This window comes from Paracoccus sp. S3-43 (assembly GCF_029027965.1).
Taxonomy (GTDB): Bacteria; Pseudomonadota; Alphaproteobacteria; order Rhodobacterales; family Rhodobacteraceae; genus Paracoccus.
In genome coordinates this window covers 2,507,649-2,528,682 of the sequence record NZ_CP119082.1, presented here as the reverse complement: position 1 = coordinate 2,528,682, position 21,034 = coordinate 2,507,649, and the positions used below count along the sequence as shown (strand labels likewise).

Annotated in this window: 21 protein-coding genes; 10 read left to right on the top strand and 11 right to left on the bottom strand. The window is 68.2% G+C overall.

Features of this window, described 5'->3' with window-relative positions; all coding sequences use genetic code 11:
• Window positions 1-10: 10 nt before the first annotated feature.
• The 8 genes from tolB to PXD02_RS13070 form a co-directional block, all read right to left on the bottom strand.
• Window positions 11-1,327 carry a Tol-Pal system beta propeller repeat protein TolB gene (tolB, locus tag PXD02_RS13105; protein WP_275106426.1) on the bottom strand — a complete coding sequence of 439 codons (1,317 nt, stop codon included), beginning with the start codon at window positions 1,325-1,327 and terminating at the stop codon, window positions 11-13.
• A gap of 41 nt (window positions 1,328-1,368) precedes the next feature.
• A complete protein-coding gene (locus PXD02_RS13100; protein ID WP_275104287.1) occupies window positions 1,369-3,153 on the bottom strand; it encodes a protein TolA in 1,785 nt (594 codons plus the stop codon).
• A gap of 4 nt (window positions 3,154-3,157) precedes the next feature.
• A complete protein-coding gene (locus tag PXD02_RS13095) occupies window positions 3,158-3,613 on the bottom strand; it encodes an ExbD/TolR family protein (RefSeq protein ID WP_275104286.1) in 456 nt (151 codons plus the stop codon).
• Window positions 3,614-3,615: 2 nt separating this feature from the next.
• Window positions 3,616-4,308: a protein TolQ gene (tolQ, locus tag PXD02_RS13090; RefSeq protein WP_473092026.1), complete on the bottom strand. Its 693-nt coding sequence runs from the start codon at window positions 4,306-4,308 to the stop codon at window positions 3,616-3,618.
• A 116-nt stretch (window positions 4,309-4,424) separates the two neighbouring features.
• Window positions 4,425-4,832 carry a tol-pal system-associated acyl-CoA thioesterase gene (ybgC, locus tag PXD02_RS13085; RefSeq protein ID WP_275104285.1) on the bottom strand — a complete coding sequence of 136 codons (408 nt, stop codon included), beginning with the start codon at window positions 4,830-4,832 and terminating at the stop codon, window positions 4,425-4,427.
• Entirely contained in the window at window positions 4,832-5,407 is a 576-nt protein-coding gene (locus PXD02_RS13080; protein WP_275104284.1) for a hypothetical protein, read from the bottom strand. Before PXD02_RS13080 ends, ybgC begins: the two co-directional genes overlap by 1 nt.
• Before the next feature lie 99 nt (window positions 5,408-5,506).
• Entirely contained in the window at window positions 5,507-6,148 is a 642-nt protein-coding gene (locus PXD02_RS13075) for a CoA transferase subunit B (protein ID WP_275106424.1), read from the bottom strand.
• The gene (locus PXD02_RS13070; RefSeq protein WP_275104283.1) at window positions 6,148-6,852 is read right to left on the bottom strand and encodes a CoA transferase subunit A; all 705 of its coding nucleotides are present in this window, start codon (window positions 6,850-6,852) and stop codon (window positions 6,148-6,150) included. The genes PXD02_RS13075 and PXD02_RS13070 overlap by 1 nt, the downstream gene beginning before the upstream one ends.
• 243 nt (window positions 6,853-7,095) lie before the next feature.
• Between PXD02_RS13070 and PXD02_RS13065 the strand changes: the two genes are divergently transcribed.
• Window positions 7,096-7,827 carry a prephenate dehydrogenase gene (locus tag PXD02_RS13065; protein ID WP_275104282.1) on the top strand — a complete coding sequence of 244 codons (732 nt, stop codon included), beginning with the start codon at window positions 7,096-7,098 and terminating at the stop codon, window positions 7,825-7,827.
• 37 nt (window positions 7,828-7,864) lie between these two features.
• Here PXD02_RS13065 and topA read toward each other — a convergent pair whose 3' ends face one another.
• The 3 genes from topA to tldD all read right to left on the bottom strand — a co-directional run bounded on the left by topA (window position 7,865) and on the right by tldD (window position 13,258).
• Window positions 7,865-10,552, bottom strand: a complete 2,688-nt coding sequence (gene topA, locus PXD02_RS13060; protein ID WP_275104281.1) for a type I DNA topoisomerase — start codon at window positions 10,550-10,552, stop codon at window positions 7,865-7,867.
• Between the two features lie 94 nt (window positions 10,553-10,646).
• Window positions 10,647-11,771 carry a DNA-processing protein DprA gene (gene dprA, locus PXD02_RS13055; RefSeq protein ID WP_275104280.1) on the bottom strand — a complete coding sequence of 375 codons (1,125 nt, stop codon included), beginning with the start codon at window positions 11,769-11,771 and terminating at the stop codon, window positions 10,647-10,649.
• Window positions 11,772-11,836: 65 nt separating this feature from the next.
• Window positions 11,837-13,258, bottom strand: a complete 1,422-nt coding sequence (gene tldD, locus PXD02_RS13050) for a metalloprotease TldD (protein WP_275104279.1) — start codon at window positions 13,256-13,258, stop codon at window positions 11,837-11,839.
• A gap of 221 nt (window positions 13,259-13,479) precedes the next feature.
• Here tldD and coxB point away from each other — a divergent pair, with 221 nt between their 5' ends.
• From coxB to PXD02_RS13005, 9 genes are all read left to right on the top strand, one after another.
• On the top strand, window positions 13,480-14,367 hold the full coding sequence (coxB, locus tag PXD02_RS13045) for a cytochrome c oxidase subunit II (protein ID WP_275104278.1): 888 nt from the start codon (window positions 13,480-13,482) through the stop codon (window positions 14,365-14,367).
• Window positions 14,368-14,407: 40 nt separating this feature from the next.
• Window positions 14,408-15,325: a heme o synthase gene (gene cyoE, locus PXD02_RS13040; protein WP_275104277.1), complete on the top strand. Its 918-nt coding sequence runs from the start codon at window positions 14,408-14,410 to the stop codon at window positions 15,323-15,325.
• Entirely contained in the window at window positions 15,325-15,519 is a 195-nt protein-coding gene (locus PXD02_RS13035; RefSeq protein ID WP_275106423.1) for a hypothetical protein, read from the top strand. The genes cyoE and PXD02_RS13035 overlap by 1 nt, the downstream gene beginning before the upstream one ends.
• Window positions 15,516-16,091 carry a cytochrome c oxidase assembly protein gene (locus PXD02_RS13030; RefSeq protein ID WP_275104276.1) on the top strand — a complete coding sequence of 192 codons (576 nt, stop codon included), beginning with the start codon at window positions 15,516-15,518 and terminating at the stop codon, window positions 16,089-16,091. The genes PXD02_RS13035 and PXD02_RS13030 overlap by 4 nt, the downstream gene beginning before the upstream one ends.
• A 27-nt stretch (window positions 16,092-16,118) precedes the next feature.
• Window positions 16,119-16,949 carry a cytochrome c oxidase subunit 3 gene (locus tag PXD02_RS13025; RefSeq protein WP_275104275.1) on the top strand — a complete coding sequence of 277 codons (831 nt, stop codon included), beginning with the start codon at window positions 16,119-16,121 and terminating at the stop codon, window positions 16,947-16,949.
• Between the two features lie 75 nt (window positions 16,950-17,024).
• Window positions 17,025-17,696, top strand: a complete 672-nt coding sequence (locus PXD02_RS13020; protein ID WP_275104274.1) for an SURF1 family protein — start codon at window positions 17,025-17,027, stop codon at window positions 17,694-17,696.
• 10 nt (window positions 17,697-17,706) lie between these two features.
• Entirely contained in the window at window positions 17,707-19,083 is a 1,377-nt protein-coding gene (gene thrC / locus PXD02_RS13015; RefSeq protein WP_275104273.1) for a threonine synthase, read from the top strand.
• A complete protein-coding gene (locus tag PXD02_RS13010; protein ID WP_275104272.1) occupies window positions 19,080-20,354 on the top strand; it encodes a M16 family metallopeptidase in 1,275 nt (424 codons plus the stop codon). Before thrC ends, PXD02_RS13010 begins: the two co-directional genes overlap by 4 nt.
• A complete protein-coding gene (locus PXD02_RS13005) occupies window positions 20,354-20,935 on the top strand; it encodes a GNAT family N-acetyltransferase (protein ID WP_275104271.1) in 582 nt (193 codons plus the stop codon). Before PXD02_RS13010 ends, PXD02_RS13005 begins: the two co-directional genes overlap by 1 nt.
• Window positions 20,936-21,034: the final 99 nt, after the last annotated feature.

The following is a 21,034-nucleotide window of genomic DNA, read 5'->3' as shown; positions in this document are numbered from 1 at the left end:
GGTGCGGGCTTCAGGGCATCAATGGACCCCAAGAGGGATCCGAGGCGGCAAAGTCAAGGCTCAGCGGTCGCATATTGCGCCCGGTGATGTCCACGGAATGCAGGCGCGGCTGGCCATTCCCGCCCGGCGCGACCCGCGTGAACATCACCACGCGGCCATTGGGTGCCCAGGTGGGGGACTCGTCAAGGAAAGATTCGGTCAGGGTCTTTTCGCCCGATCCGTCGACGCGCATCGTGGCGATGTGGAACCGTTCGCCCACCTGCTTGGTGAAGGCGATCAGATCGCCCTTGGGCGACCAGGCGGGCGACCCGAAGCGCCCGTCGCCGAAGCTGATCCGGGTCGGCTCGCCCCCGCCGACGCCCACGACATACAGCTGCGGATTGCCGGACCGGTCGGATTCGAACACGATCCGCTGCCCGTCCGGGCTGAAGCTGGGCGCGGTGTCGATGGCGGGCGACTGCACCAGCGGGCGCTGCGCCCCGGATGCCGCGTCCATCAGCCAGATGTCGGTATTGCCGCCCTGTTCGCGGGAATAGGCGATCCAGCGCCCGTCCGGGCTGAAGCGGGGCGAGAACGCCATGCTGTCGGCGTCCTGCGTCAGCGCGCGGGAGGTGACGGTCGCCACCTCCATCACCCGGATCTGCGGGAAGCCGCTGTCGAAGCTGGTATAGACCAGCCGCCGCCCGTCGCGGGAAAACTGCGGCGCCAGCACCAGCGAGGAACTGTCGGTCATCCACAGGATGTTCTGGCCGTCATAATCCATTACCCCGATCCGCTTGATCCGCGCATCCTTGGGACCGGTTTCCTGCACGAAGGCCACCCGGCTGTCGAAATAGGGCTGTTCGCCGGTCAGCCGGGCATAGATCTGGTCGGCGATCTTGTGCGCCGCGCGCCGCCAGTCACCGGCGCGGGCGTCGAACTGCATCCCGTCGCCCTGGGCCTGGCCCGCATAGACGTCGAACAGCCGGAACTTGACGCTGATCGCCTCGCCCGATTGCGTGACCTCGGCGGATACGAGAGCCTGGGCGCTGACGGAGCGCCAGTCCTCATAGGCGATGGCCTCGCCGAAGCTGCCGGGGCGGGCGACCTGGGCGTCGCGGGGGATTTCGCGGAACAGCCCGGTGCCGGTCAGGTCGGCGGCCACCACGTCGCGGATCCGCTGGGCCACGGCGGCGTCGCCGTGGAAGGCGGGAATGGCGATGGCCATCGGTTCGGTCACGCCGTCGGTGATCTCGATCCTCAGGGGGCCGTCCTGCGCCAGGGCGGGCAGGGCGGCCGATGCGGCGGCAAGGGCCATCGACAGGGTCAGGGTCAGCGTCCGAAGCATCATATCCTCATCATCCTTGCGACGGGACCGGGAAACCGGCCTCAGTCAAATCCGATACCGTCGGGGCGAAACTCGACCACGACATCGCGCCAGCGGCTGTATTTGTCGAAGGGCAGCGGGAAACCCGCGCCCCCGCACATCATGATCGCGCGCCGGGCGACCTGGAAGGCGTGGTCGGCCCCCGATTCCGGCCCGCCCCGGTAACCCGCCATGCGCAGGCTGGCCGCGATCGGCCTGCCGTCGGCGGTCATGCTGAACGCGACCGAGACCGACATCCGCCGCGCCTCGACCGACAGCGCGCCTTCGTTCCAGCATTGGCGCAGCGCCGCGCGGAAGGCGTCCTTTTCGGCCAGCGACAGCGGCTGGGCCTGCGACAGGCTGGACATGTCGATGCCGCCGTCCAGCGGAGCCGGGCGGATGGCCGAGGGGGCAAGCTGCATCGGCTCGACACCCGCCGCCCCGCCGGACGGGCTGTCCGTGGCGCCGCCGCCCGACATCGCCCCGGCCAAAGCCGCCGCCAGCGGATCCTGCGCGGCCGAGGCGCCCGACCCGCCGTCGATCATCTGGCTGTTGCCGCCCGCCGCGTCCCCGGTCGAGGCGGTATCCGTGCCCTCGGCCCCGGCATTGCCGTCCTGCGCCTCGCGCAGCGCGTCCTCCAGCGCCTGCTGGCGCGCGGCCTCGGCCTGGCGGTCGGCTTCGGCGCGTTCGGCGGCCTCTCGTTCGGCGGCGGCGCGGCGTTCTTCCTCGGCACGCCGCTCGGCCTCGGCGCGTTCGGCGGCCTCCCGTTCGGCGGCGGCGCGGCGTTCCTCGGCTTCGCGTTCGGCTGCGGCCTCGCGGGCCTCGGCTTCGCGCCGTTCCGCCTCGGCGGCCTCTGCCGCCCGGCGTTCCTCGGCCTCCCGACGCTCGGCCGCCGCGCGACGTTCCTCGGCGGCACGCTCGGCCTCTGCTGCACGGCGGTCTTCCTCGGCGCGCGCGGCCTCGGCTTCGCGCTGTTCGCGGGCCTCGCGTTCGGCGGCCTCTCGGCGTTCCGCCGCCTGGCGCCGTTCCTCGGCAGCCTGCCGTTCGGCCTCGGCCTCGGCTTCCGCCTGGGCCTGCCGCTCTGCCTCCTCGGCGGCGGCGCGCTCGGCCCGGCGCGCTTCCTCGGCCGCTTCCCGCTCGGCGGTCAGGCGGCGTTCCTCGGCGGCCGCTGCGGCGGCTTCGGCTTCCGCGCGGGCGGCCTCGGCCGCGGCCTGGCGTTCGGCCTCCTGCCGGGCAAGGCGGGCATTGCGCTGCTCGACCAGACCTTCGGGCCGCAGCCGGGGCAGGGCCGAACGATCCAGAGCCAGTTCCGACCGGGGCGCCACCGGCTGCGCGGCGGGCGCGGCATCGGGCGGGGTCTCGGGCTGCGGAGCCGCCGGGACCGCGTCCGCTGCCGTCTGGTTTTGCGCCGGGGCGCCCAGATCGGTGGCGACCGCGACCGGATCGGGGCGGGCGAAATCGGACAGGTCGGGCCGCGCCTCGGGCCGGTCGGGCTGGGCCAGATCCTGCGCGGCCTCCTGCGCATCGGGCCGGCTGGCGGCGGCGGGGGCCTGGGCCGCGGCGTCGGCATCCGCGGGGGCGGGCATCGTCGCCACCGCCGTGGCGTCGCGCCCCACCGGACCGGCCCCGCGCGATGCGGCGGCAAGCGCCTCGAACTCGGCCCCGCTCATGGTGGCGACCTCGGTCGTGCGCAGCGGTGTCGAGGGCTGCGGGCGGAAGAACACCCCGCCCAGGATCGCCCACAGGATCAGCGCCCCATGCGCCGATCCTGAAACCCACCAGCCGATGCGCCCGTCGCGTTCGTCCATCGCCTCAGCCGTCCATCCTCGGCCCGCCGGTATCCGTGACCAGCACGATGTCGGACAGGCCCGCCGCGTTCAGTGCGCCCATCACCTGGACGACGCGGGCATAGGGGATCGTCCCGTCGGCCCGCAGGAACACCCGCTGGCTTTCGCGCGTGGCCAGGATTTCGCGCAGCCGGGTGACGATCTGGTCCTGCGCCACCGGCGCATCCATCAGCGTCACGTCGCCATCGGCGGGAATCGAGATGACCAGCGGCTCCTCGGGTTCGGTCGGCACGGCGGTGGCGGCGGTCTGCGGCAGGTTCAGCGGCACGCCCGCCGTCATCAGCGGCGCCGCGACCATGAAGATCACCAGCAGCACCAGCATCACGTCCACGAAGGGGGTGACGTTGATCTCCGACATCGGCGCGTTGCGGCGGCGACCCCGGCCCTTGCGGCTGACCCGCTTGACGACAGCGGTTGACATGCTCAGGCCTCGTCCATCTGGCGCGACAGCAGGGTCGAGAATTCGTCGGCGAAGGCCTCCCAGTTGCCGGTCACCCGTTCCGCGTCGCCCGACAGCTTGTTGTAGAAGACCACCGCCGGGATCGCGGCCAGCAGGCCGAGCGCGGTCGCCAGCAGCGCCTCGGCGATGCCGGGGGCGACCACGGCAAGGCTGGTGTCCTGGGACATGGCGATGCCTTCGAAGGCGGTCTTGATCCCCCAGACGGTGCCGAACAGGCCGATGAAGGGCGCGGTGGATCCGACGGTGGCCAGGAAGGACAGGCCCCGGAACAGCCGCGCTTCCTCGCGCTGGATGGCGACGTTCATGGCGCGGTCGATGCGGGCCGGGCCGCCGGGGATCAGCGCGCCGTCATCGCGGTGGCTGCGGCGCCATTCGGTCATGCCCGCCGCGAAGATCCGTTCCGACGCGCCCGAGGGGCGGTCGCCCAGCCGGTCATACAGGTCGTCCAGCGGCTCGCCCGACCAGAAGGCGCGGTCGAAACGCGCGGCCTCCCTGCGGGCATGGGCGAAAACCAGAAACTTCTGGATGATGATCGCCCAGGACCAGACCGAGGCGATGATCAGCAGCACCATCACCGCCTGCACCGTCAGCGAGGCGCGCAGGAACAGCGCCATCAGCGAGAAATCAAGGGCCTGCGCGGCCTGGATCGGTTCCATCTTCACTGCCTTTTCGTCGTGATCCATCGCGGACCCGGCCGGCGTGCCGGTCGGTTTGCGGGCCTTCTAGCGCCTTCCTAGCAAAGGTTGCAGCCCCTTGCCGCAACACAATGCCGTCACTTTTCATCATTGCCCGAAGGGGTTGCCAGCCGCCGGGCCAGCGATGCCGGAAGCCGGACCGGCCGACCGGCCGCGTCCAGGCAGGCCAGCGTGACGCGCGCCGTGAACAGCACCGCATCGCCGCGCCGGACAGCCTGGTCCATGACGATCCGCGCGGCGGTCGCCTGGGCCAGCGTGGTTTCCACCGTCAGCAGGTCGTCAAAGCGGGCGGGGCGCAGATAGTCGGCCTCGATCCGGCGGACGGCGAAGACGCGCCCGCCTTCCTTCAGCGCAACCTGATCGACGCCAAGCGCGCGCAGCCATTCCGACCGGCCGCGTTCGATGAATTTCAGATAGTTGGCGTAATAGACGATCCCGGCAAGGTCGGTATCCTCGTAATAGACGCGGACGGGCAGGCTGTGCATCACGCGCGCTCCATCCGCGCCGCCAGCCGCAGCGCATGGGCCGGATCCGTCGCCGCGACCGGCAGCACCGGGTCATAGGCCGCCCGGATCAGCGCGGCCATCGGGGGCGAGGGCGCGATATCCTGCGCGAAGGTCAGCGCGCAGCGCATGAAGACCGCCTCGGCCAGTTGTCCCGGATGGCTGTCGGCCAGCGCGCCCGACATGCGCAGGAACGTCATGCAGGCGCGGATGCCGCCATCCGCGTCGAACCGGAACATGCGGTATTGATCGGCATCCGCGCGGGCCAGCCGGCCGGGAAGGCCGGGTGCATCGGTCAGCCGGTCCAGGTCGGGAATATTCGCCATCTCGGCCCAGTCGCGGACGAAGAACAGCATCAGGTTCGCGCCCATCTCGGGGTCGGTCTCGGCCAGCGGATGGCGCGCATGGGCAAAGCCCGCCCGGATCGCGCCGCGAAAGACGTCCAGGCTTTCGTCGGCCAGCCCGAAGATCACCGGCGCCACCGGCCGCCCCCAGCGGGCGCAGAGGAACGTCCCATCGGCGCGGGTGAAGGTTGCTGCGATCTGATCGGCGGTCATGTCTGGCCTTTCACTTTGGCTGAAATATCCTGGGGGGAGTCGCCGGAACGGCGACGGGGGGCAAGGCCCCCCGCCGACAGTCCCGCGATGCGCGACAGATCAGCCGACGATGGTCGCCTCGGTCGCGGCGCGCAACTCGTCCTCGGTCACGCCCTCGGCGCATTCGACGATCTTCAGCCCGCCGGGCACCACATCCAGCACGCCCAGGTTGGTGATGATGCGGTCCACCACCCCCTTCCCGGTCAGCGGCAGGGTGCATTCGCGCAAGACCTTGGATTCGCCCGCCTTGTTGGTGTGGTCCATGACCACGATCACCCGGCCCACGCCGGCCACCAGATCCATGGCCCCGCCCATGCCCTTGACCAGCTTGCCGGGGATCATCCAGTTCGCCAGATCGCCGTTCTCGGCCACCTCCATCGCGCCCAGGATGGCGGCGGCGATCTTGCCGCCCCGGATCATGCCGAAGCTGGTGGCGCTGTCGAAATAGGACGTGCGCGACAGTTCGGTGATGGTCTGCTTGCCCGCGTTGATCAGGTCGGGGTCTTCCTCGCCCTCGAACGGGAACGGACCCATCCCCAGCATCCCGTTTTCCGATTGCAGGGTGATGTCCTTGTCGCCGACATAGTTCGCCACCAGCGTCGGAATGCCGATCCCCAGGTTCACATACCAGCCGTCTTCCAGTTCCTGCGCCGCCCGCGCGGCCATCTGGTTGCGGTCCCAACCCTTCACGTCCTGGGCCATCATGCGTCCTCCCGCTTGCGAACCGTGCGCTGTTCAATGCGTTTCTCGTGCGGTCCCTGCACGATCCGGTGCACATAGATGCCGGGCAGGTGGATCAGGTCGGGATCCAGCGACCCGCGCGGGACGATTTCCTCGACCTCGGCCACGCAGACGCGGCCGCACATCGCGGCGGGCGGGTTGAAGTTGCGGGCGGTCTTGCGGAACACCAGGTTGCCGGTGTCGTCGGCCTTCCAGGCCTTCACGATGGACAGGTCGGCGACGATGCCGCGCTCCAGGATGTAATCCTGGCCGTCGAAATTCTTGACCTCTTTCCCCTCGGCGATGACCGTGCCGACGCCGGTTCTGGTATAGAAGCCGGGAATGCCGCAACCGCCCGCCCGCATCCGTTCGGCCAGCGTGCCCTGGGGGTTGAATTCCAGCTCCAGCTCGCCCGACAGATACTGGCGCATGAACTCGGCGTTCTCGCCGACATAGGAGCTGATCATCTTCTTGATCTGCCGGGTTTTCAGCAGGATCCCCAGGCCGAAATCGTCGACGCCGCAATTGTTCGAGGCCACCGTCATATCCTTGGTGCCCGCGTCGCGGATCGCGGCGATCAGCAGTTCGGGGATGCCGCACAGCCCGAACCCTCCGGCGGCAATGAACATGCCGTCATGCAACAGCCCGTCCAGCGCCTCGCCCGCCGTGGCGTAAACCTTTTTCATCGTCCCTCCCCAGAATGACCGCAGCCGATTTGTCGCCCGCGTCCGGCGCCAAGTCAATGCGGCGGCGCGGCATGGTTGACTTTGCCGGAACGCCGCGCCATCAGGGCGGCATGAAACATGCTGCCGCCTTCACGACCTATTACCGCCCGCTGACATAGCGGGGGCAGCATCATGTCAACCGCGCGAGGGTGCGGTTGACGGCGACAGGACAACGACCTTTGCGCAAGCCGAAAGGTCCGTCCCATGTCACCCCGTCCCGTGTCCCCGCCTCCCGAAACCCTGTCCATCATCGGCCTCGGCGCCTTCGGCCAACTGATCGCCCGCCACTTGCGCCCGCATCTGGCGCTGACGGTCTGCGATCCGCAGGTCCGGGCGAACGACCTGCCGCAGGTTGACGCGGCGCAGGCGGCGCTTGCCGATATCGTCGTGCTGGCGGCGCCTCTGTCGCGGATGGCCGGGGTGCTGCGCGCCATCGCCCCGCATCTGCGGCCGGGGACGGTGGTGATCGACGTGGCCTCGGTCAAGGTCGAACCGGCGCGGCTGATGCTGGATCTGCTGCCGGGGCATGTGCAGGTCATCGCCAGCCATCCCCTGTTCGGCCCGGCCAGCGCCGCCGAGGGCGTGGCGGGCCACCGCATCGCCTGGTGCCCGCTGCGGGGCAGGGCGCATCGGCGGATCGCGGCCTTCCTGCGCGCCCAGGGGCTGGAAGTGATCCGGACCACGCCCGACCAGCACGACCGCGACATGGCGGTGGTCCAGGGGCTGACGCATCTGATCGCGCGCAGCCTGTCGCGGCTGGGGCCGCTGCCGCAGAGGATGGCCACGCGCAGCTTCGCCCTGCTGGTTCAGGCCGCCGCGATGGTGCAGGACGATTCGCCGGAACTGCTGGCGACGATCCTGCGCGACAACCCCCATGCCGAGGGCGTCCGCAGCCGCTTCCTGGCCGAGGCCGCGGGCATCGCCGCTGGGATCTGACGAACCGTCGGTATGGCCCGCCGCCGCCGGACCTTCGCTATTCCGCCGCTTTCTTCGCCGGTTTCTTCGGCGCGGCCTTTTTCGCGGTCGCCTTCTTGGCCGCGGGCTTTGTCGCCGCCTTGGCCCTGGGCGCGGCCTTCTTCTTCGCGGGCGATTTCGCAGCCTTCGCCGCGATCAGCTCCAGCGCCTGCCCGACGGTCAGATCCTCGGGCGCGACATCGCGGGGCAGGGTGGCGTTCACCTTGTCCCATTTCACATAGGGACCATAGCGGCCGTTCATCACCTGGATCGCGCCGCCATCCGGGTGTTCGCCCAGGTCGCGCAGGGGCGCGGCGGCCGCCGCACGGCCACGGGTCTGCTTGGCGGCCAGCACCTCGACGGCGCGGTTCATGCCGAGGGTGAAGACCTCCTCGACATCCGGCAGGTTGGCGTATTTCGTCCCGTGCTTCACATAGGGACCGAAGCGGCCGATCCCGGCCTCGATCAATTCTCCATCCTCGGGATGCGGGCCGACCGGGCGCGGCAGCGACAGCAGTTGCACGGCGCGGTCCAGATCCAGCGTCGCCGGATCCCAGCCCTTGGGGATCGAGGCGCGGGCGGGCTTGGGATTGTCCTCGGTCGCCTCGCCCCGCTGGACATAGGGGCCGAAGCGCCCGGTCTTCAGGCTGATCGGATCGCCGTCATCCTCGCCCAGGATGCGGTCGCCCACCGCCGCCTCGCCATCGAGGGCCGAGATCGGGCGCGTATAGCGGCATTCGGGATAGTTCGAGCAGCCGATGAAGGCCCCGCCCGACCGCGCCGTCTTCAGGTTCAGCCGGCCCTTGTGGCACAGCGGGCATTCGCGCGGATCGCCGCCATCGGCGCGCGGCGGATACAGATGCGGGGCCAGCGCGTCGTCGATGGCGCCCAGAACCTCGGTGATGCGCAGTTCCGAGGTGCCTTCCAGCGCCTTTGAAAAATCTTTCCAGAAGCGCCCCAGAACCTCGCGCCACATCAGGTCGCCCGCGCTGATCTCGTCCAATTCGTTTTCCAGATCGGCCGTGAAGTCATAGCTGACATAGCGCGGGAAGTATTTCGTCAGGAAGATCGTGACCAGCCGGCCCTTGTCCTCGGGGATCAGCCGGTTCTTGTCCTTGCGGACATAATCGCGGTCCTGGATCGTGGTGACGATGCTGGCATAGGTGGACGGGCGGCCGATGCCCAGTTCCTCCATCCGCTTGACCAGCGTCGCCTCGGTATAGCGGGGCGGCGGCTGGGTGAAATGCTGGCGCGCGGCGACGGCGGCGGTTTCATCGGCAATGAAGCCTTCTGCCGTAAGCTGCCCGGCCGCGGCCGTGTCGATCAGCGCATCCTCCGAGGACGATGCCTTTTCATAATCGGACAGGAAAGCGTCACGCACCAGCGTCGCGGCCTCGCCTTCCCGGATCGCGGGCAGGCGGGCGCTGTCCTCGCCCTCGTCGTCGTCGCGGCCCTGGTCGTAGACGCGCAGGAAGCCGTCGAACAGCACCACCTGGCCGGTGGCGCGCAGCCCGACCTGATTGTCGGGGCTGGCGATCTCGACCGTGGTGCGTTCCATCCGGGCGGCTTCCATCTGGCTGGCAATGGTGCGCTTCCAGATCAGGTCATACAGTTTGCGCTGATCGTCCGCGCTGACGTTCAGCCTGTCGGGCGACAGCATCATGTCGGTGGGGCGGATACATTCGTGGGCTTCCTGGGCGTTCTTGGCCTTGTTCTTGTACATGCGCGGGCTGGATGGGACGTATCTGTCGCCGAACTTGGCCTTGATGGCGTCGCGCGCGGCATGGACCGCCTCGGGCGCCATGTCGATGCCGTCGGTCCGCATATAGGTGATCAGCCCCGCCTCATACAGGCGCTGCGCCGCCGACATGCAGGCCTTGGCGCCCATGCCCAGCTTGCGGCTGGCCTCTTGTTGCAGGGTCGAGGTCATGAAGGGCGGCCAGGGGTTCCGCGTCGCGGGCCTGGCCGCGACGCTGGTCACGCGCAAGTCCCGGCTGGCGACGGCGCTGACGGCCATCGCGGCCTTTTCCGCGTCGGGCAGGTCGAACCGGTCCAGCTTCGCGCCCGCCAGCGAGACCAGCGTCGCGTCGTATTCCGCGCCTTCGGGCGTCGCCAGACGGGCATGGACGGACCAGTATTCGCGGGCCTTGAAGGCCTCGATCTCCATTTCCCGGTCGACGATCAGGCGCAGGCAGACCGATTGCACCCGGCCCGCAGATTTCGCCCCGGGCAGCTTGCGCCACAGCACCGGCGACAGGTTGAAGCCCACCAGGTAATCCAGCGCGCGCCGCGCCAGATAGGCATCGACCAGCGGCTGGTCGATCTGGCGGGGACGGGCCATCGCCTCGGTCACGGCGGCCTTGGTGATGGCGTTGAAGGTGACGCGGTTGACCTCGGCGCCCTTCTTCAGGGCGGGGGACAGCGCCTCCAGCAGGTGCCAGGAAATCGCCTCGCCCTCGCGGTCGGGGTCGGTCGCCAGGATCAGGGTCTGATCGTCCTTCAGCGCGTCCTTGATCGCCTTGATGTGCTTCTTGCTGTCGGCCGCGACCTCCCATTTCATGGCGAAATCGTCGGCGGGATCGACGCTGCCGTCCTTGGGCGGCAGGTCGCGGACATGGCCGAAGCTGGCAAGCACGCGATAGTTGCCGCCCAGATATTTCTCGATGGTCTTGGCCTTGGCCGGAGATTCCACGACGACAACGGGCATTCTTACCTCAAGGCGCATATGCGATGGGCCGGGAACATGGGTCGGGCGCCTGCCGGTGTCAACCGGGCGCAATCAACCGTCCCGTGCGGCGCCCTCAGCCAAGCGCCAGCCGCCCGCCCGGCACCCGCAGCAGCCGCCCCTGCAATTCCAGCGACAGGATCGCCGCATTTGCCGCGGCGGCAGGCAGGCCCAGGTCGCGGATCACATCATTCTCATCCGAGGGCGAGGGGCCAAGCCGCGACAGGATCCGCGCCTCCAGCTCTCCGGGTTCCACGGGTTCCCGACAGGGGGCGGGGGCGGAAACAACGGGTGCCTCGGTCATCGCCACGGCCTCGGCCTCGCGGCCAAGCGCGGCGCAGACATCCGCCGAATTCCTGACCAAGAGCGCGCCGTCGCGGATCAACTGGTTGCAGCCGCCCGCGCGCGCATCCATCGGATGGCCGGGGACCGCCATCACCTCTCGGCCCTGGTCCAGGGCGTTCTTCGCGGTGATCAGGGTGCCCGAGCGATGCGCGGCCTCGATCACCACCACGGCCAGGGACAGGCCCGAGACGATGCGGTTGCGGGTCGGGAAATGCCGGGCCTGCGGTTCGGTGCCGGGGGGCTGTTCCGAGACCAGCACGCCCTTTTCGGCGATCTGGGCGGCCAGGACGAGGTTTTCGGCGGGATAGATCACATCGACGCCCCCCGCCATCACCGCGACGGTGCCGGTCGGCAGGGCGGCGTTATGGGCGGCGGTGTCGATGCCGCGCGCCAGGCCCGCGACGACGGTATGCCCAGCCTCGCCCAGGCCCGCCGCCATGCCGCGCGCCATGCGCAGCCCCAGCGAGGATGCGTTGCGCGCGCCGATGACCGCCACCGGGTTCTTCGCCAGCCAGGCCGGATCGCCACGCACCCACAGGATCGGCGGCGCCCCGTCGATCTCGCGCAGCGCGGCGGGATAGAGCGGCGAATCGCAGCGGATCAGCCGGGCGCCCGCCTTGCGGCCCGCCGCCAGTTCCGCCGCTGCCACGCCTTCGGGGCAGGATTCGTAATCCGAGATGCCCGCCGCCGCCGCGATGGCGGGCAGGGCGTCAAGCGCCGCCCGCGCGCTGCCATGTTCGGCGATCAGCCGGTGATAGGTCGCGGGTCCGACGCGGCGTGACCGGATCAGGCGCAGCACCGTCAGGTCATCGTCCTGCGTGCCTGGCCGTGTGAAAGGAAGATGCCCGGTATCCATGCTGCCCCCGCCTTGTCCGGGAATCATCCTTACCGGCAAGGCGTTAACAACTGGTTAGCGATCCCTTATGCCGCCGAGCCGCCGACCGTCAGCCCGCCGATCAGCAGCGTCGGCTGGCCGACGCCGACCGGCACCCACTGGCCCTGCTTGCCGCAATTGCCGATGCCGGGATCCAGGGCCATGTTGTTGCCGATGGCGCGTATCTGCTTCAGCGCCGTGGCCCCGTCGCCGATCAGTGTCGCGCCCCGGATCGGGTCGCCCACCACCCCGTTCTTCACGCGATACGCCTCGGTGCAGGAGAACACGAACTTGCCGTTGGTGATGTCCACCTGTCCGCCGCCGAAGCCCACGGCATAGATGCCGTCGCGCAGATCCGCCAGGATCGCCGCCGGATCAGCATCGCCGCTGGGCATGTAGGTGTTGGTCATCCGCGGCATCGGCGCATGGGCAAAGCCCTGCCGCCGCCCGTTGCCGGTCGGTTCCACCCCCATCAGGCGCGCGTTCTGGCGGTCCTGCATGAAACCCACCAGAATCCCGTCCTCGATCAGCACGTTACGGGCCGGGGGCATGCCTTCGTCGTCGACGCCGATGCTGCCGCGCCGGTCGGGGATGGTGCCGTCGTCCACGACCGTGACGCCGGGCGCCGCGACCCGGCTTCCCATCAGCCCGGCAAAGGCCGATGCCTTCTTGCGGTTGAAATCGCCTTCCAGCCCGTGGCCCACGGCCTCGTGCAGCAGGATGCCGGGCCAGCCGGGGCCGAGCACCACGTCCATCACGCCAGCCGGGGCGGGGACTGAGCGCAGGTTGACCAGGGCGATGCGTAGCGCCTCGTCCACGGCGGGCTGCCAGTTCGCCGGATCCATCAGGCCGGCCAGCGACACCCGCCCGCCGCCGCCATGGCCGCCGGATTCGCGGCGGTCGTTGTTTTCCACGATCACGCTGACGTTCAGCCGCGCCATCGGGCGGATGTCGGTGACAAGCCCGCCTTCGGGGCGCAGGATTGCCACCTGCTGCAACGAGGAGGCCAGCGACACCGTGACCTGCACCACGCGCGGATCGCGGGACCGGGCGTAATCGTCGATGCGGCGCAGAAGCTCGATCCGGGTGGCGAAGGCGATGCCCTCGGCCGGGTCGGCGGCCATGTACATCGGCTGGACCTGCATCGGCGCGGCGGGCGCCATCACGCCGCCGCCCTGGCCCACCGCCAGGCGGGCCGTTTCGGCGGCGCGGCGCAGGGCGGGTTCCGAAATCTCGGTCGAATGGGCATAGCCCGTCACCTCGCCCCGGACGGCGCGCAATCCAAAACCCTGTTCGGCGGTATAGCCGGAATTGCGCAGCCGCCCGTCGTCGAAGACCAGCGTTTCCGATACGGAATGTTCCAGGAACAGCTCTCCGTCCTCGGCCCCCGCCGTGGCGTCGCGCAGGATCGCCAGCGCGCGGTCGCGGTCCAGATCGGTGGCGAAGGGGTCGAAGGGGGTGCTGCTCATGGCGGGGCGTCGTCTTTCTCTCGGCGAAACAAGGCTGCGAACTGGCCTGGGGGACTGTCCCGGCCCGTGGATTTTGTGAAGGCAGGCTTATGTATCACTTGCCCGTAGGGACGAGATATGGTCATAGAACGGTCAGTGTTAAAGGAAAAGGGGCGGTCTTGGGGCACCCCTGCGGTCGCGCGGCCGCGCCAGGATAACGGGATGGAATGATGGCAATAGCGATGATTCGCCGTGCAGTCGCGGCAGCTTCCGGGCTGGCGGCAGCGGGGATGGTAGCCAACGCGGCTTGGGCGCAGGATGTGCTGGGGGATCTGCCGGTGATCGGCAAGCCCCATGCGCGGGGCGTGAATTTCCAGCCCGCCGCGACCGAACTGGCCCATGACCAGCAATGGCTGGATCATTTCGTGCTGATCATCATTTCGGTCGTGACGCTGGTGGTCTGCGCGCTGCTGCTGTTCGCGATCCTGCGCTTCAACAGCCGGGCGAACCCGGTCCCGGCGAAATTCACCCACAACACACCGCTGGAAATCGCCTGGACGCTGGTGCCGGTGCTGATCCTGGTCGCCATCGGGGCCTTTTCGCTGCCCGCGCTGTTCCGCAGCCAGGAAATGCCCGCCGATCCCGACGTGGTGATCAAGGCCATCGGCAACCAGTGGTACTGGTCCTATGAATATCCCGAAAACGGCATCAGCTTCGACTCGATCATGCTGACCAAGGAAGAACTCGCGGATTACGGCTATAGCGAGGACGAATACCTGCTGGCGACCGATACCGCCGTGGTCGTGCCGGTGGGCCAGACCGTGCTGCTGCAAGTGACCGCGAACGACGTGATCCACAGCTGGACGATCCCGGCCTTCGCGGTGAAGCAGGACGCGGTTCCGGGCCGGATCGCCCAGGCCTGGTTCAACGTCGAACAGGAGGGCGTCTATTTCGGCCAGTGCAGCGAGCTGTGCGGCATCAACCACGCCTATATGCCGATCGTCGTGAAGGCGGTCAGCCCCGAAACCTATGCCGCCTGGGTCGCCGAACAGGGCGGCACCCTGGAAGGGACCGCGGAAACCGCCTCGGCCGCTTCCGCCGACACCGTGACGCTGGCCGGGGCCGACTGAGCGGCGGACCGACCAGCGACAAAGCCAGGCCGAAGGAAAGATGACCGATATCAACACCTATGAAGGCGCCCCCGAGGCCGAGTTCCGCGATTTCGTCGCGCTGCTCAAGCCGCGGGTGATGTCGCTGGTCGTCTTCACCGCCTTCGTGGGGCTGTGGGTGGCGCCGGTCGATCTGCATCCCTTCGTGGCCTTCTGTTCGGTCCTGTTCATCGCACTTGGCGGCGGCGCCTCGGGCGCGCTGAACATGTGGTACGACGCGGATATCGACGCGGTGATGCGGCGCACGCAGAACCGGCCGATCCCCGCCGGCCGGATCGAGGGCGGCGCGGCGCTGTCGCTGGGCCTGATCCTGGCCGGGTTCGCGGTGATGATGCTGGGGCTGGCGGCGAACTGGTTCGCGGCGGGCTTCCTGGCCTTCACGATCTTCTTCTATGCCGTGGTCTATACGATCTGGCTGAAACGCTGGACGCCGCAGAACATCGTCATCGGCGGCGCGGCGGGCGCGTTCCCGCCGATGATCGGCTGGGCCTGCGCGACGGGCGGGATCAGCATCGAATCGCTGCTGATGTTCGCGCTGATCTTCTTCTGGACGCCGCCGCATTTCTGGGCGCTGGCGCTGTTCATGAAGTCCGATTACCACGAGGCGAAGGTGCCGATGCTGACGGTGACGCATGGCCGCGCCGTGACCCGCCGCCACATCTTCGCCTATACGCTGGTGCTGGCGTCCTTCGCGATCTGGCTGGGGCTGACCCAGATCGGGGGGCCGATCTATCTGGCGGCCTCGGTCGTGCTGAATGCGCTGTTCATCCATGGCGGCTGGCGGATCCTGCGCCGGTCCGAGGATGCGGCGATCGCCGACGACTATGCGGTCGAAAAGCGGGTCTTCAAGCTGTCGCTTTATTACCTGTTCCTGCATTTCGTCGCGCTGTTGGTTCAGAACGCAATGGGGGGCTGGTGATGCCGCTGCACGCCGAACACGAAATCCACGTCCGCCGCCGGTCGCGCAATGTCGGGCTGGGGCTGGTGCTGCTGGCTTTTGTCGCGCTTGTCTTCGGTCTGACGGTGGTGAAGGTCCAGCAGGGCGACATGATGGAGGCGTTCGACCACCAGCCCCGCGTGTCCGTCCTGCCGCCCGAGGAGCCTGCGGAATGACCCGGCGCATGTCGCCGGAAACCCGGACCGTCACCGTCCTGGTGGGCATCGTGGTGACGATGGGCGCGCTGGCCTGGGCCGCCGTGCCGTTCTATGACTGGTTCTGCCGCGTTACCGGCTTCGCCGGCACCACGCAGGTCGCGCAATCCGCGCCCGACCAGGTGCTGGACGAGGTCGTCCGGATCCGTTTCGACGCCAATGTCGACAAGAACCTGGACTGGACCTTCCGGCCGATGCAGACCAGCATGCAGCTGAAGATCGGCGAACCCGGCTTGGCCTTCTATGAGGCGGTGAACAATTCCGACGTGGCCGTCACCGGCACGGCCAGCTATAACGTCGCGCCCGAAGTGTCGGGATATTATTTCGACAAGATCGAATGCTTCTGCTTCACGGAACAGACTCTCCAGCCGGGCGAGCGGATCGAGATGCCGGTCAGCTTCTTCGTCGATCCCGACCTGGTCACGGACCGCGACGCAGGCTGGGTCAGGGACATCACCCTGTCCTATACCTTCCACCGCACCCAGCCGAAGCAGGCCGCGCTTGACGCGGCCCCGGCCGGTAACGTCAACTGAACCAAGAGGAGCCGACGGGGACAGCTCATGGCGCACGCAAAGAACCACGATTACCACATCCTTCCGCCGTCGATCTGGCCCTTCGTCGCCGCCGTCTCGGCCTTCCTGATGCTGTATGGCGCGGTCGGCTGGATGCATTCGGGCGATGTGCAACTGCTGTTCATCCCGGTCAACGGCCCCTGGCTGTTCCTGATCGGCTTCGTCGGCGTGCTGTATGTGATGTACAGCTGGTGGGCCGACGTGGTCCGCGAAAGCCAGGCGGGCGATCACACCCCCGTGGTGCGGATCGGCCTGCAATACGGCTTCATCCTGTTCATCATTTCGGAACTGATGTTCTTCACGGCCTGGTTCTGGAACTTCATCAAGAACGCGATGTATCCGATGGGGCCGGAAAGCCCGATCAAGGACGGCGTCTGGCCGCCCGAGGGCATCGTGACCTTCGATCCCTGGCACCTGCCCTTCATCAACACGCTGATCCTGCTGCTGTCGGGCGTCGCCGTGACCTGGGCGCACCATGCGCTTGTCCACGACAACGACCGCAGGACCACCATCAACGGGCTGTTCGTCGCGGTGGTCCTGGGCGTGGTCTTCACGATCCTGCAAGCCTATGAATACAGCCACGCCGCCTTCGGCCTGGCCGACACCTCCTATGCCAGCGCCTTCTATCTGGCGACGGGCTTCCACGGCTTCCACGTCATCATCGGCACGATCTTCCTGGCCGTCTGCCTGCTGCGGATGCTGAACGGCCAGATGGACCAGGAAAAGCACATCGGCTTCGAGGCCGCCGCCTGGTACTGGCACTTCGTCGATGTGGTCTGGCTGTTCCTGTTCGCCGTCGTCTATATCTGGGGCAGCTGATCCCCGCCGAAACCGGAATAGGACGCGCGGGGATGGTTCCCGCGCGTTTTTCTTTTGCGACTGGCTGATCCACTCATGCGCCGCATCCTGATTCCCCTGGTCTTCGGCATCGTCGGCTGCGCGATCCTGGTCAATCTTGGCCTGTGGCAGTTGCGCCGCCTGGACGAGAAAGAGGCGATGCTGGCGCGGATCCGGGCCGCCATCGAGGCCCCCGCCGTGCCGCTGCCCGCCGCCGTCGATCCGTCGATGAAATACCTGCCCGTCACCGTCAGCGGCACCACCACCGGGGCCGAGATCGACGTGCTGTCGGGCAGCAAGGAACAGGGCGGCGGCTATCAGATCGTGTCGCGCTTCATCACCGATGACGGGCGCGCGATCCTGCTGGACCGGGGCTTCGTGCCGCAGGAATTGCGCCATGCCGAACGCGGGCCGACCCGGCTGGCGGTGCGCGGCCACCTGCACTGGCCGGACGAAAAGGGCAGCGCCACGCCCGAACCGAACCTGGACGAAAACATCTGGTTCGCCCGCGACGTGCCCGCCATGGCCAAGGCCCTGGACACCGAACCGATCCTGGTCGTCGCCAGCCTCATCGAGGGCGATGCCCAGGGGGTCCAGCCGATCCCCGTCGCCATCGACGGGATCCCAAACAACCACCTGTCCTATGCCGTGCAATGGTTCCTGATCGCGGCCACCTGGGCAGGGATGACAGCCGGATTGATCTGGCGTATCAGGCAGCGGCAATACTGAGGGAATACGGATGCGCTATGTCTCGACGCGGGGTCAGGCCCCGGTGCTGAACTTCGAACAGGCGATGCTGTCGGGCTTGGCCCGCGACGGCGGCCTGTATCTGCCCGAGACGATTCCCGCCTTCGGTGGCCTGCGCGACCTGGACGGCCTGCCCTACGACGAGGTCGCCTTCCGCGTCATCCGCCCCTTCACCGGCGACAGCTTCACCGACGATGAACTGCGTGGCGCCATCGACCGCGCCTATGCCCGGATCGAGCATGTGGCCAAAGCGCCGCTGCGCCAGCTTGCCCCCGGCCATCACCTGCTGGAACTGTTCCACGGCCCGACGCTCGCCTTCAAGGACTTCGCGATGCAGTTGATCGCGCAGCTGTTTCAGATCGCGTTGAAGCGGTCCGGCCAGAAGATCACCATCGTCGGCGCGACCTCGGGCGATACCGGGTCGGCGGCGATCGAGGCGTTCAAGGGCATCGACAATGTGGACGTCTTCATCATGTTCCCGCATGGCCGCGTCAGCGAGGTGCAGCGCCGCCAGATGACCACGCCCGACGCGGCGAATGTCCATGCGTTGTCGGTGACCGGGCATTTCGACGATTGCCAGGCGCGGCTGAAGGATCTGTTCAACGACCATGCCTTCCGCGACCGGGTGGGGCTGGCGGGCGTCAACAGCATCAACTGGGCGCGGGTGGTGGCGCAGATCGTCTATTACTTCACCGCGACCGCCAGCCTGGGAATGCGCGACACCGACTTCACCGTGCCCACCGGCAATTTCGGCGACATCTTCGCCGGGTCCATCGCCCGCGCCATGGGCCTGCCGATCCGGCGGCTGATCGTGGCGACCAACCAGAACGACATCCTGCACCGCGCGCTGACCACCGGCGAATATCGCGTGGGCACGGTCGAGCCGTCGATCAGCCCGTCGATGGACATCCAGGTCAGCTCCAATTTCGAACGCGCGCTGTATCTGGCCTATGGGGGCGACGCCTCGGCCATCGGGCAGTTGATGGACGAATTGCGGCAGGGCGGCTTCACCATCAGCCAGGGCGCATTGCAGACGCTGCGCGAGCAATACCTGTCGGGCCGCGTCAGCGAGGAGGAGACGCTGGCGATGATCCGCACCATCCGCGCCGAGACGGGCGAGATCCTGTGCCCGCACAGCGCGGTGGGCGTGGCCGTCGCGCGCCAGCATGTCGAACCGGGCGTGCCCATGGTGACGCTGGCCACCGCTCATCCGGCCAAGTTCCCCGATGCGGTGGAAGCCGCCATCGGCGTCCGGCCCCCGCTGCCGCCGCATATGGCCGGGCTGTTCGACCTGCCGGAGCGCGTGACGCGGGTTGAAAACGACGTGCAGGCGCTTAAATCGCTGATCCTTGACCGGAGAACCCAGTGAACCAAGACCCGACCCCGCAGATCACGACCCTTCCCAACGGCCTGCGCGTCGCCACGCGCCTGATGCCGGGGCTGCATTCCACCGCCCTGGGCATCTGGGTCAATGCGGGCGGGCGCAACGAACGCTCTGACCAGAACGGCATCGCGCATTTCCTGGAACATATGGCCTTCAAGGGCACCGCGACGCGGACCGCCTTGCAGATCGCCGAGGCGATCGAGGATGTGGGCGGCTATATCAACGCCTATACCTCGCGCGATGCGACGGCCTATTACGTCCGTGTGCTGGAAGACGATGTCGATCTGGCCTTCGACGTGATGTCCGACATCGTGCTGAACCCGATCTTCGACGAACGGGAAATCGAGGTCGAGCGCGGCGTGATCCTCCAGGAAATCGGGCAGTCGATGGATACGCCCGACGACATCATCTTCGACTGGCTGCAAGAGGCGGCCTATCCGAACCAGCCGATGGGCCGCACCATCCTGGGACCGGCGGAGCGGGTCAGCCGCTTCGGCCGCGCCGATCTGGCGGGCTTTGTCGCGGAAAACTATGGTCCCGGCCAGATGATCGTCGCGGCGGCGGGGGCCGTCGATCACGACCGGATCGTGCGGCTGGCCGAACGCGCCTTCGGCCATCTGGCCCCGGTGGCGCAGGCCCCCAAGGAAGCCGCGCGCTGGCAGGGTCTGGAAACCCGCAAGGTCAAGCGGCTGGAACAGGCCCATTTCGCGCTGGCGCTGGAAGGGCCGGGCTATCTGGCGCCCGATTTCTATGCCGCGCAGATCTTTTCCTCGGCCCTGGGCGGGGGGATGTCGTCCCGGCTGTTCCAGAAGATCCGCGAGGAACGCGGGCTGTGCTATACGATCTTCGCGCAGTCGGGGTTCCATGACGATACCGGGATGCTGACCATCTATGCCGGCACCGGGGCCGAGGATCTGGCGGATCTCTCCACCCTGACCATCGACGAGATGAAGCGGGCCGCCGAGGATATGTCCGAACCCGAGGTCGCCCGCGCCAAGGCGCAGTTGCGCGCCAGCCTGCTGATGTCGCTGGAAAGCCCGTCATCCCAGGCGGAACGCATGGCGCGGACACTGGCGATCTGGGGCCGGGTGCCCAACGCGGCCGAGGTCGCGGACCGCATCGCGGCCGTATCGGTGGCCGAGGTGCGGGCCCATGCCGAACGTCTGATCGGACAGGCCCGGCCCGCCTTGGCGCTCTATGGTCCGGTCAAGGCGGCGCCCGCCCTGGGCACCCTGGCCGAAAGGCTTGCCGCCTGATGTTCCTGCGCGCGCGGCCGGTCAGGCTGGAGGCCGAACGGATCGTGCTGCGCCTGCCTGCCCACGGGGATTTCCACGCCTGGACCTCGCTGCGCCAAGCCAGCCGCGACTTCCTGACCCCGTGGGAGCCGGTCTGGTCCCCCGACCACCTGTCCCGTAAAAGCTTCGTCAACCGCGTCTACTGGGCCGCGCGCGCCAGCCGGGGCGGCACCGCGCTGCCCCTGTTCCTCGTGCGCCGCGACGGCCTGTTGCTGGGCGCGATCACGCTGGACAACATCCGTCGCGGCCCGGCGCAGTCGGGAACCATCGGTTACTGGATCGGCCAGCCCTTCGCCCGTCAGGGCTATATGCGCGAGGCGATCGGCGCGCTGGTCCATCATGCCTTCACCGTCATGGACCTGTCCCGCGTCGAGGCCGCCTGTCTGCCGGAAAATGCCGCGTCGCGCGGTGTCCTGGAAAAGTCGGGCTTCAAGTATGAGGGCGTGGCGCAAAGCTATCTGCAAATCGACGGACGGTGGCGGAACCATGTGCTCTATGCCAACCTGCGCGGCGACCGGCGCGGTCGCAGCGATGCGCGCTGAGGGCCTTGCGTCCCGCGACGCCGGGGGGTGAGGAGCGCCTGGAAAAAGGTCCGCTGGACCTTTTTCAGCGACGAACGGGCGAAGCCCAGCCCCCGGATC

What these genes read in the sequence shown, in the direction of transcription:
- thrC (WP_275104273.1), top strand. Translation starts at nt 17,707, where the DNA reads ATGCGCTATGTCTCGACGCGGGGTCAGGCCCCGGTGCTGAACTTCGAA.
- PXD02_RS13075 (WP_275106424.1), bottom strand. Translation starts at nt 6,148, where the DNA reads ATGGCCCAGGACGTGAAGGGTTGGGACCGCAACCAGATGGCCGCGCGG.
- PXD02_RS13100 (WP_275104287.1), bottom strand. Translation starts at nt 3,153, where the DNA reads ATGGACGAACGCGACGGGCGCATCGGCTGGTGGGTTTCAGGATCGGCG.
- PXD02_RS13065 (WP_275104282.1), top strand. Translation starts at nt 7,096, where the DNA reads ATGTCACCCCGTCCCGTGTCCCCGCCTCCCGAAACCCTGTCCATCATC.
- PXD02_RS13035 (WP_275106423.1), top strand. Translation starts at nt 15,325, where the DNA reads ATGCCGCTGCACGCCGAACACGAAATCCACGTCCGCCGCCGGTCGCGC.
- PXD02_RS13005 (WP_275104271.1), top strand. Translation starts at nt 20,354, where the DNA reads ATGTTCCTGCGCGCGCGGCCGGTCAGGCTGGAGGCCGAACGGATCGTG.
- tldD (WP_275104279.1), bottom strand. Translation starts at nt 13,258, where the DNA reads ATGAGCAGCACCCCCTTCGACCCCTTCGCCACCGATCTGGACCGCGAC.
- PXD02_RS13080 (WP_275104284.1), bottom strand. Translation starts at nt 5,407, where the DNA reads ATGACCGCCGATCAGATCGCAGCAACCTTCACCCGCGCCGATGGGACG.
- ybgC (WP_275104285.1), bottom strand. Translation starts at nt 4,832, where the DNA reads ATGCACAGCCTGCCCGTCCGCGTCTATTACGAGGATACCGACCTTGCC.
- PXD02_RS13020 (WP_275104274.1), top strand. Translation starts at nt 17,025, where the DNA reads ATGCGCCGCATCCTGATTCCCCTGGTCTTCGGCATCGTCGGCTGCGCG.
- PXD02_RS13070 (WP_275104283.1), bottom strand. Translation starts at nt 6,852, where the DNA reads ATGAAAAAGGTTTACGCCACGGCGGGCGAGGCGCTGGACGGGCTGTTG.
- PXD02_RS13025 (WP_275104275.1), top strand. Translation starts at nt 16,119, where the DNA reads ATGGCGCACGCAAAGAACCACGATTACCACATCCTTCCGCCGTCGATC.
- PXD02_RS13095 (WP_275104286.1), bottom strand. Translation starts at nt 3,613, where the DNA reads ATGTCAACCGCTGTCGTCAAGCGGGTCAGCCGCAAGGGCCGGGGTCGC.
- tolQ (WP_473092026.1), bottom strand. Translation starts at nt 4,308, where the DNA reads ATGGAACCGATCCAGGCCGCGCAGGCCCTTGATTTCTCGCTGATGGCG.
- cyoE (WP_275104277.1), top strand. Translation starts at nt 14,408, where the DNA reads ATGACCGATATCAACACCTATGAAGGCGCCCCCGAGGCCGAGTTCCGC.
- topA (WP_275104281.1), bottom strand. Translation starts at nt 10,552, where the DNA reads ATGCCCGTTGTCGTCGTGGAATCTCCGGCCAAGGCCAAGACCATCGAG.
- coxB (WP_275104278.1), top strand. Translation starts at nt 13,480, where the DNA reads ATGATTCGCCGTGCAGTCGCGGCAGCTTCCGGGCTGGCGGCAGCGGGG.
- tolB (WP_275106426.1), bottom strand. Translation starts at nt 1,327, where the DNA reads ATGCTTCGGACGCTGACCCTGACCCTGTCGATGGCCCTTGCCGCCGCA.
- PXD02_RS13030 (WP_275104276.1), top strand. Translation starts at nt 15,516, where the DNA reads ATGACCCGGCGCATGTCGCCGGAAACCCGGACCGTCACCGTCCTGGTG.
- dprA (WP_275104280.1), bottom strand. Translation starts at nt 11,771, where the DNA reads ATGGATACCGGGCATCTTCCTTTCACACGGCCAGGCACGCAGGACGAT.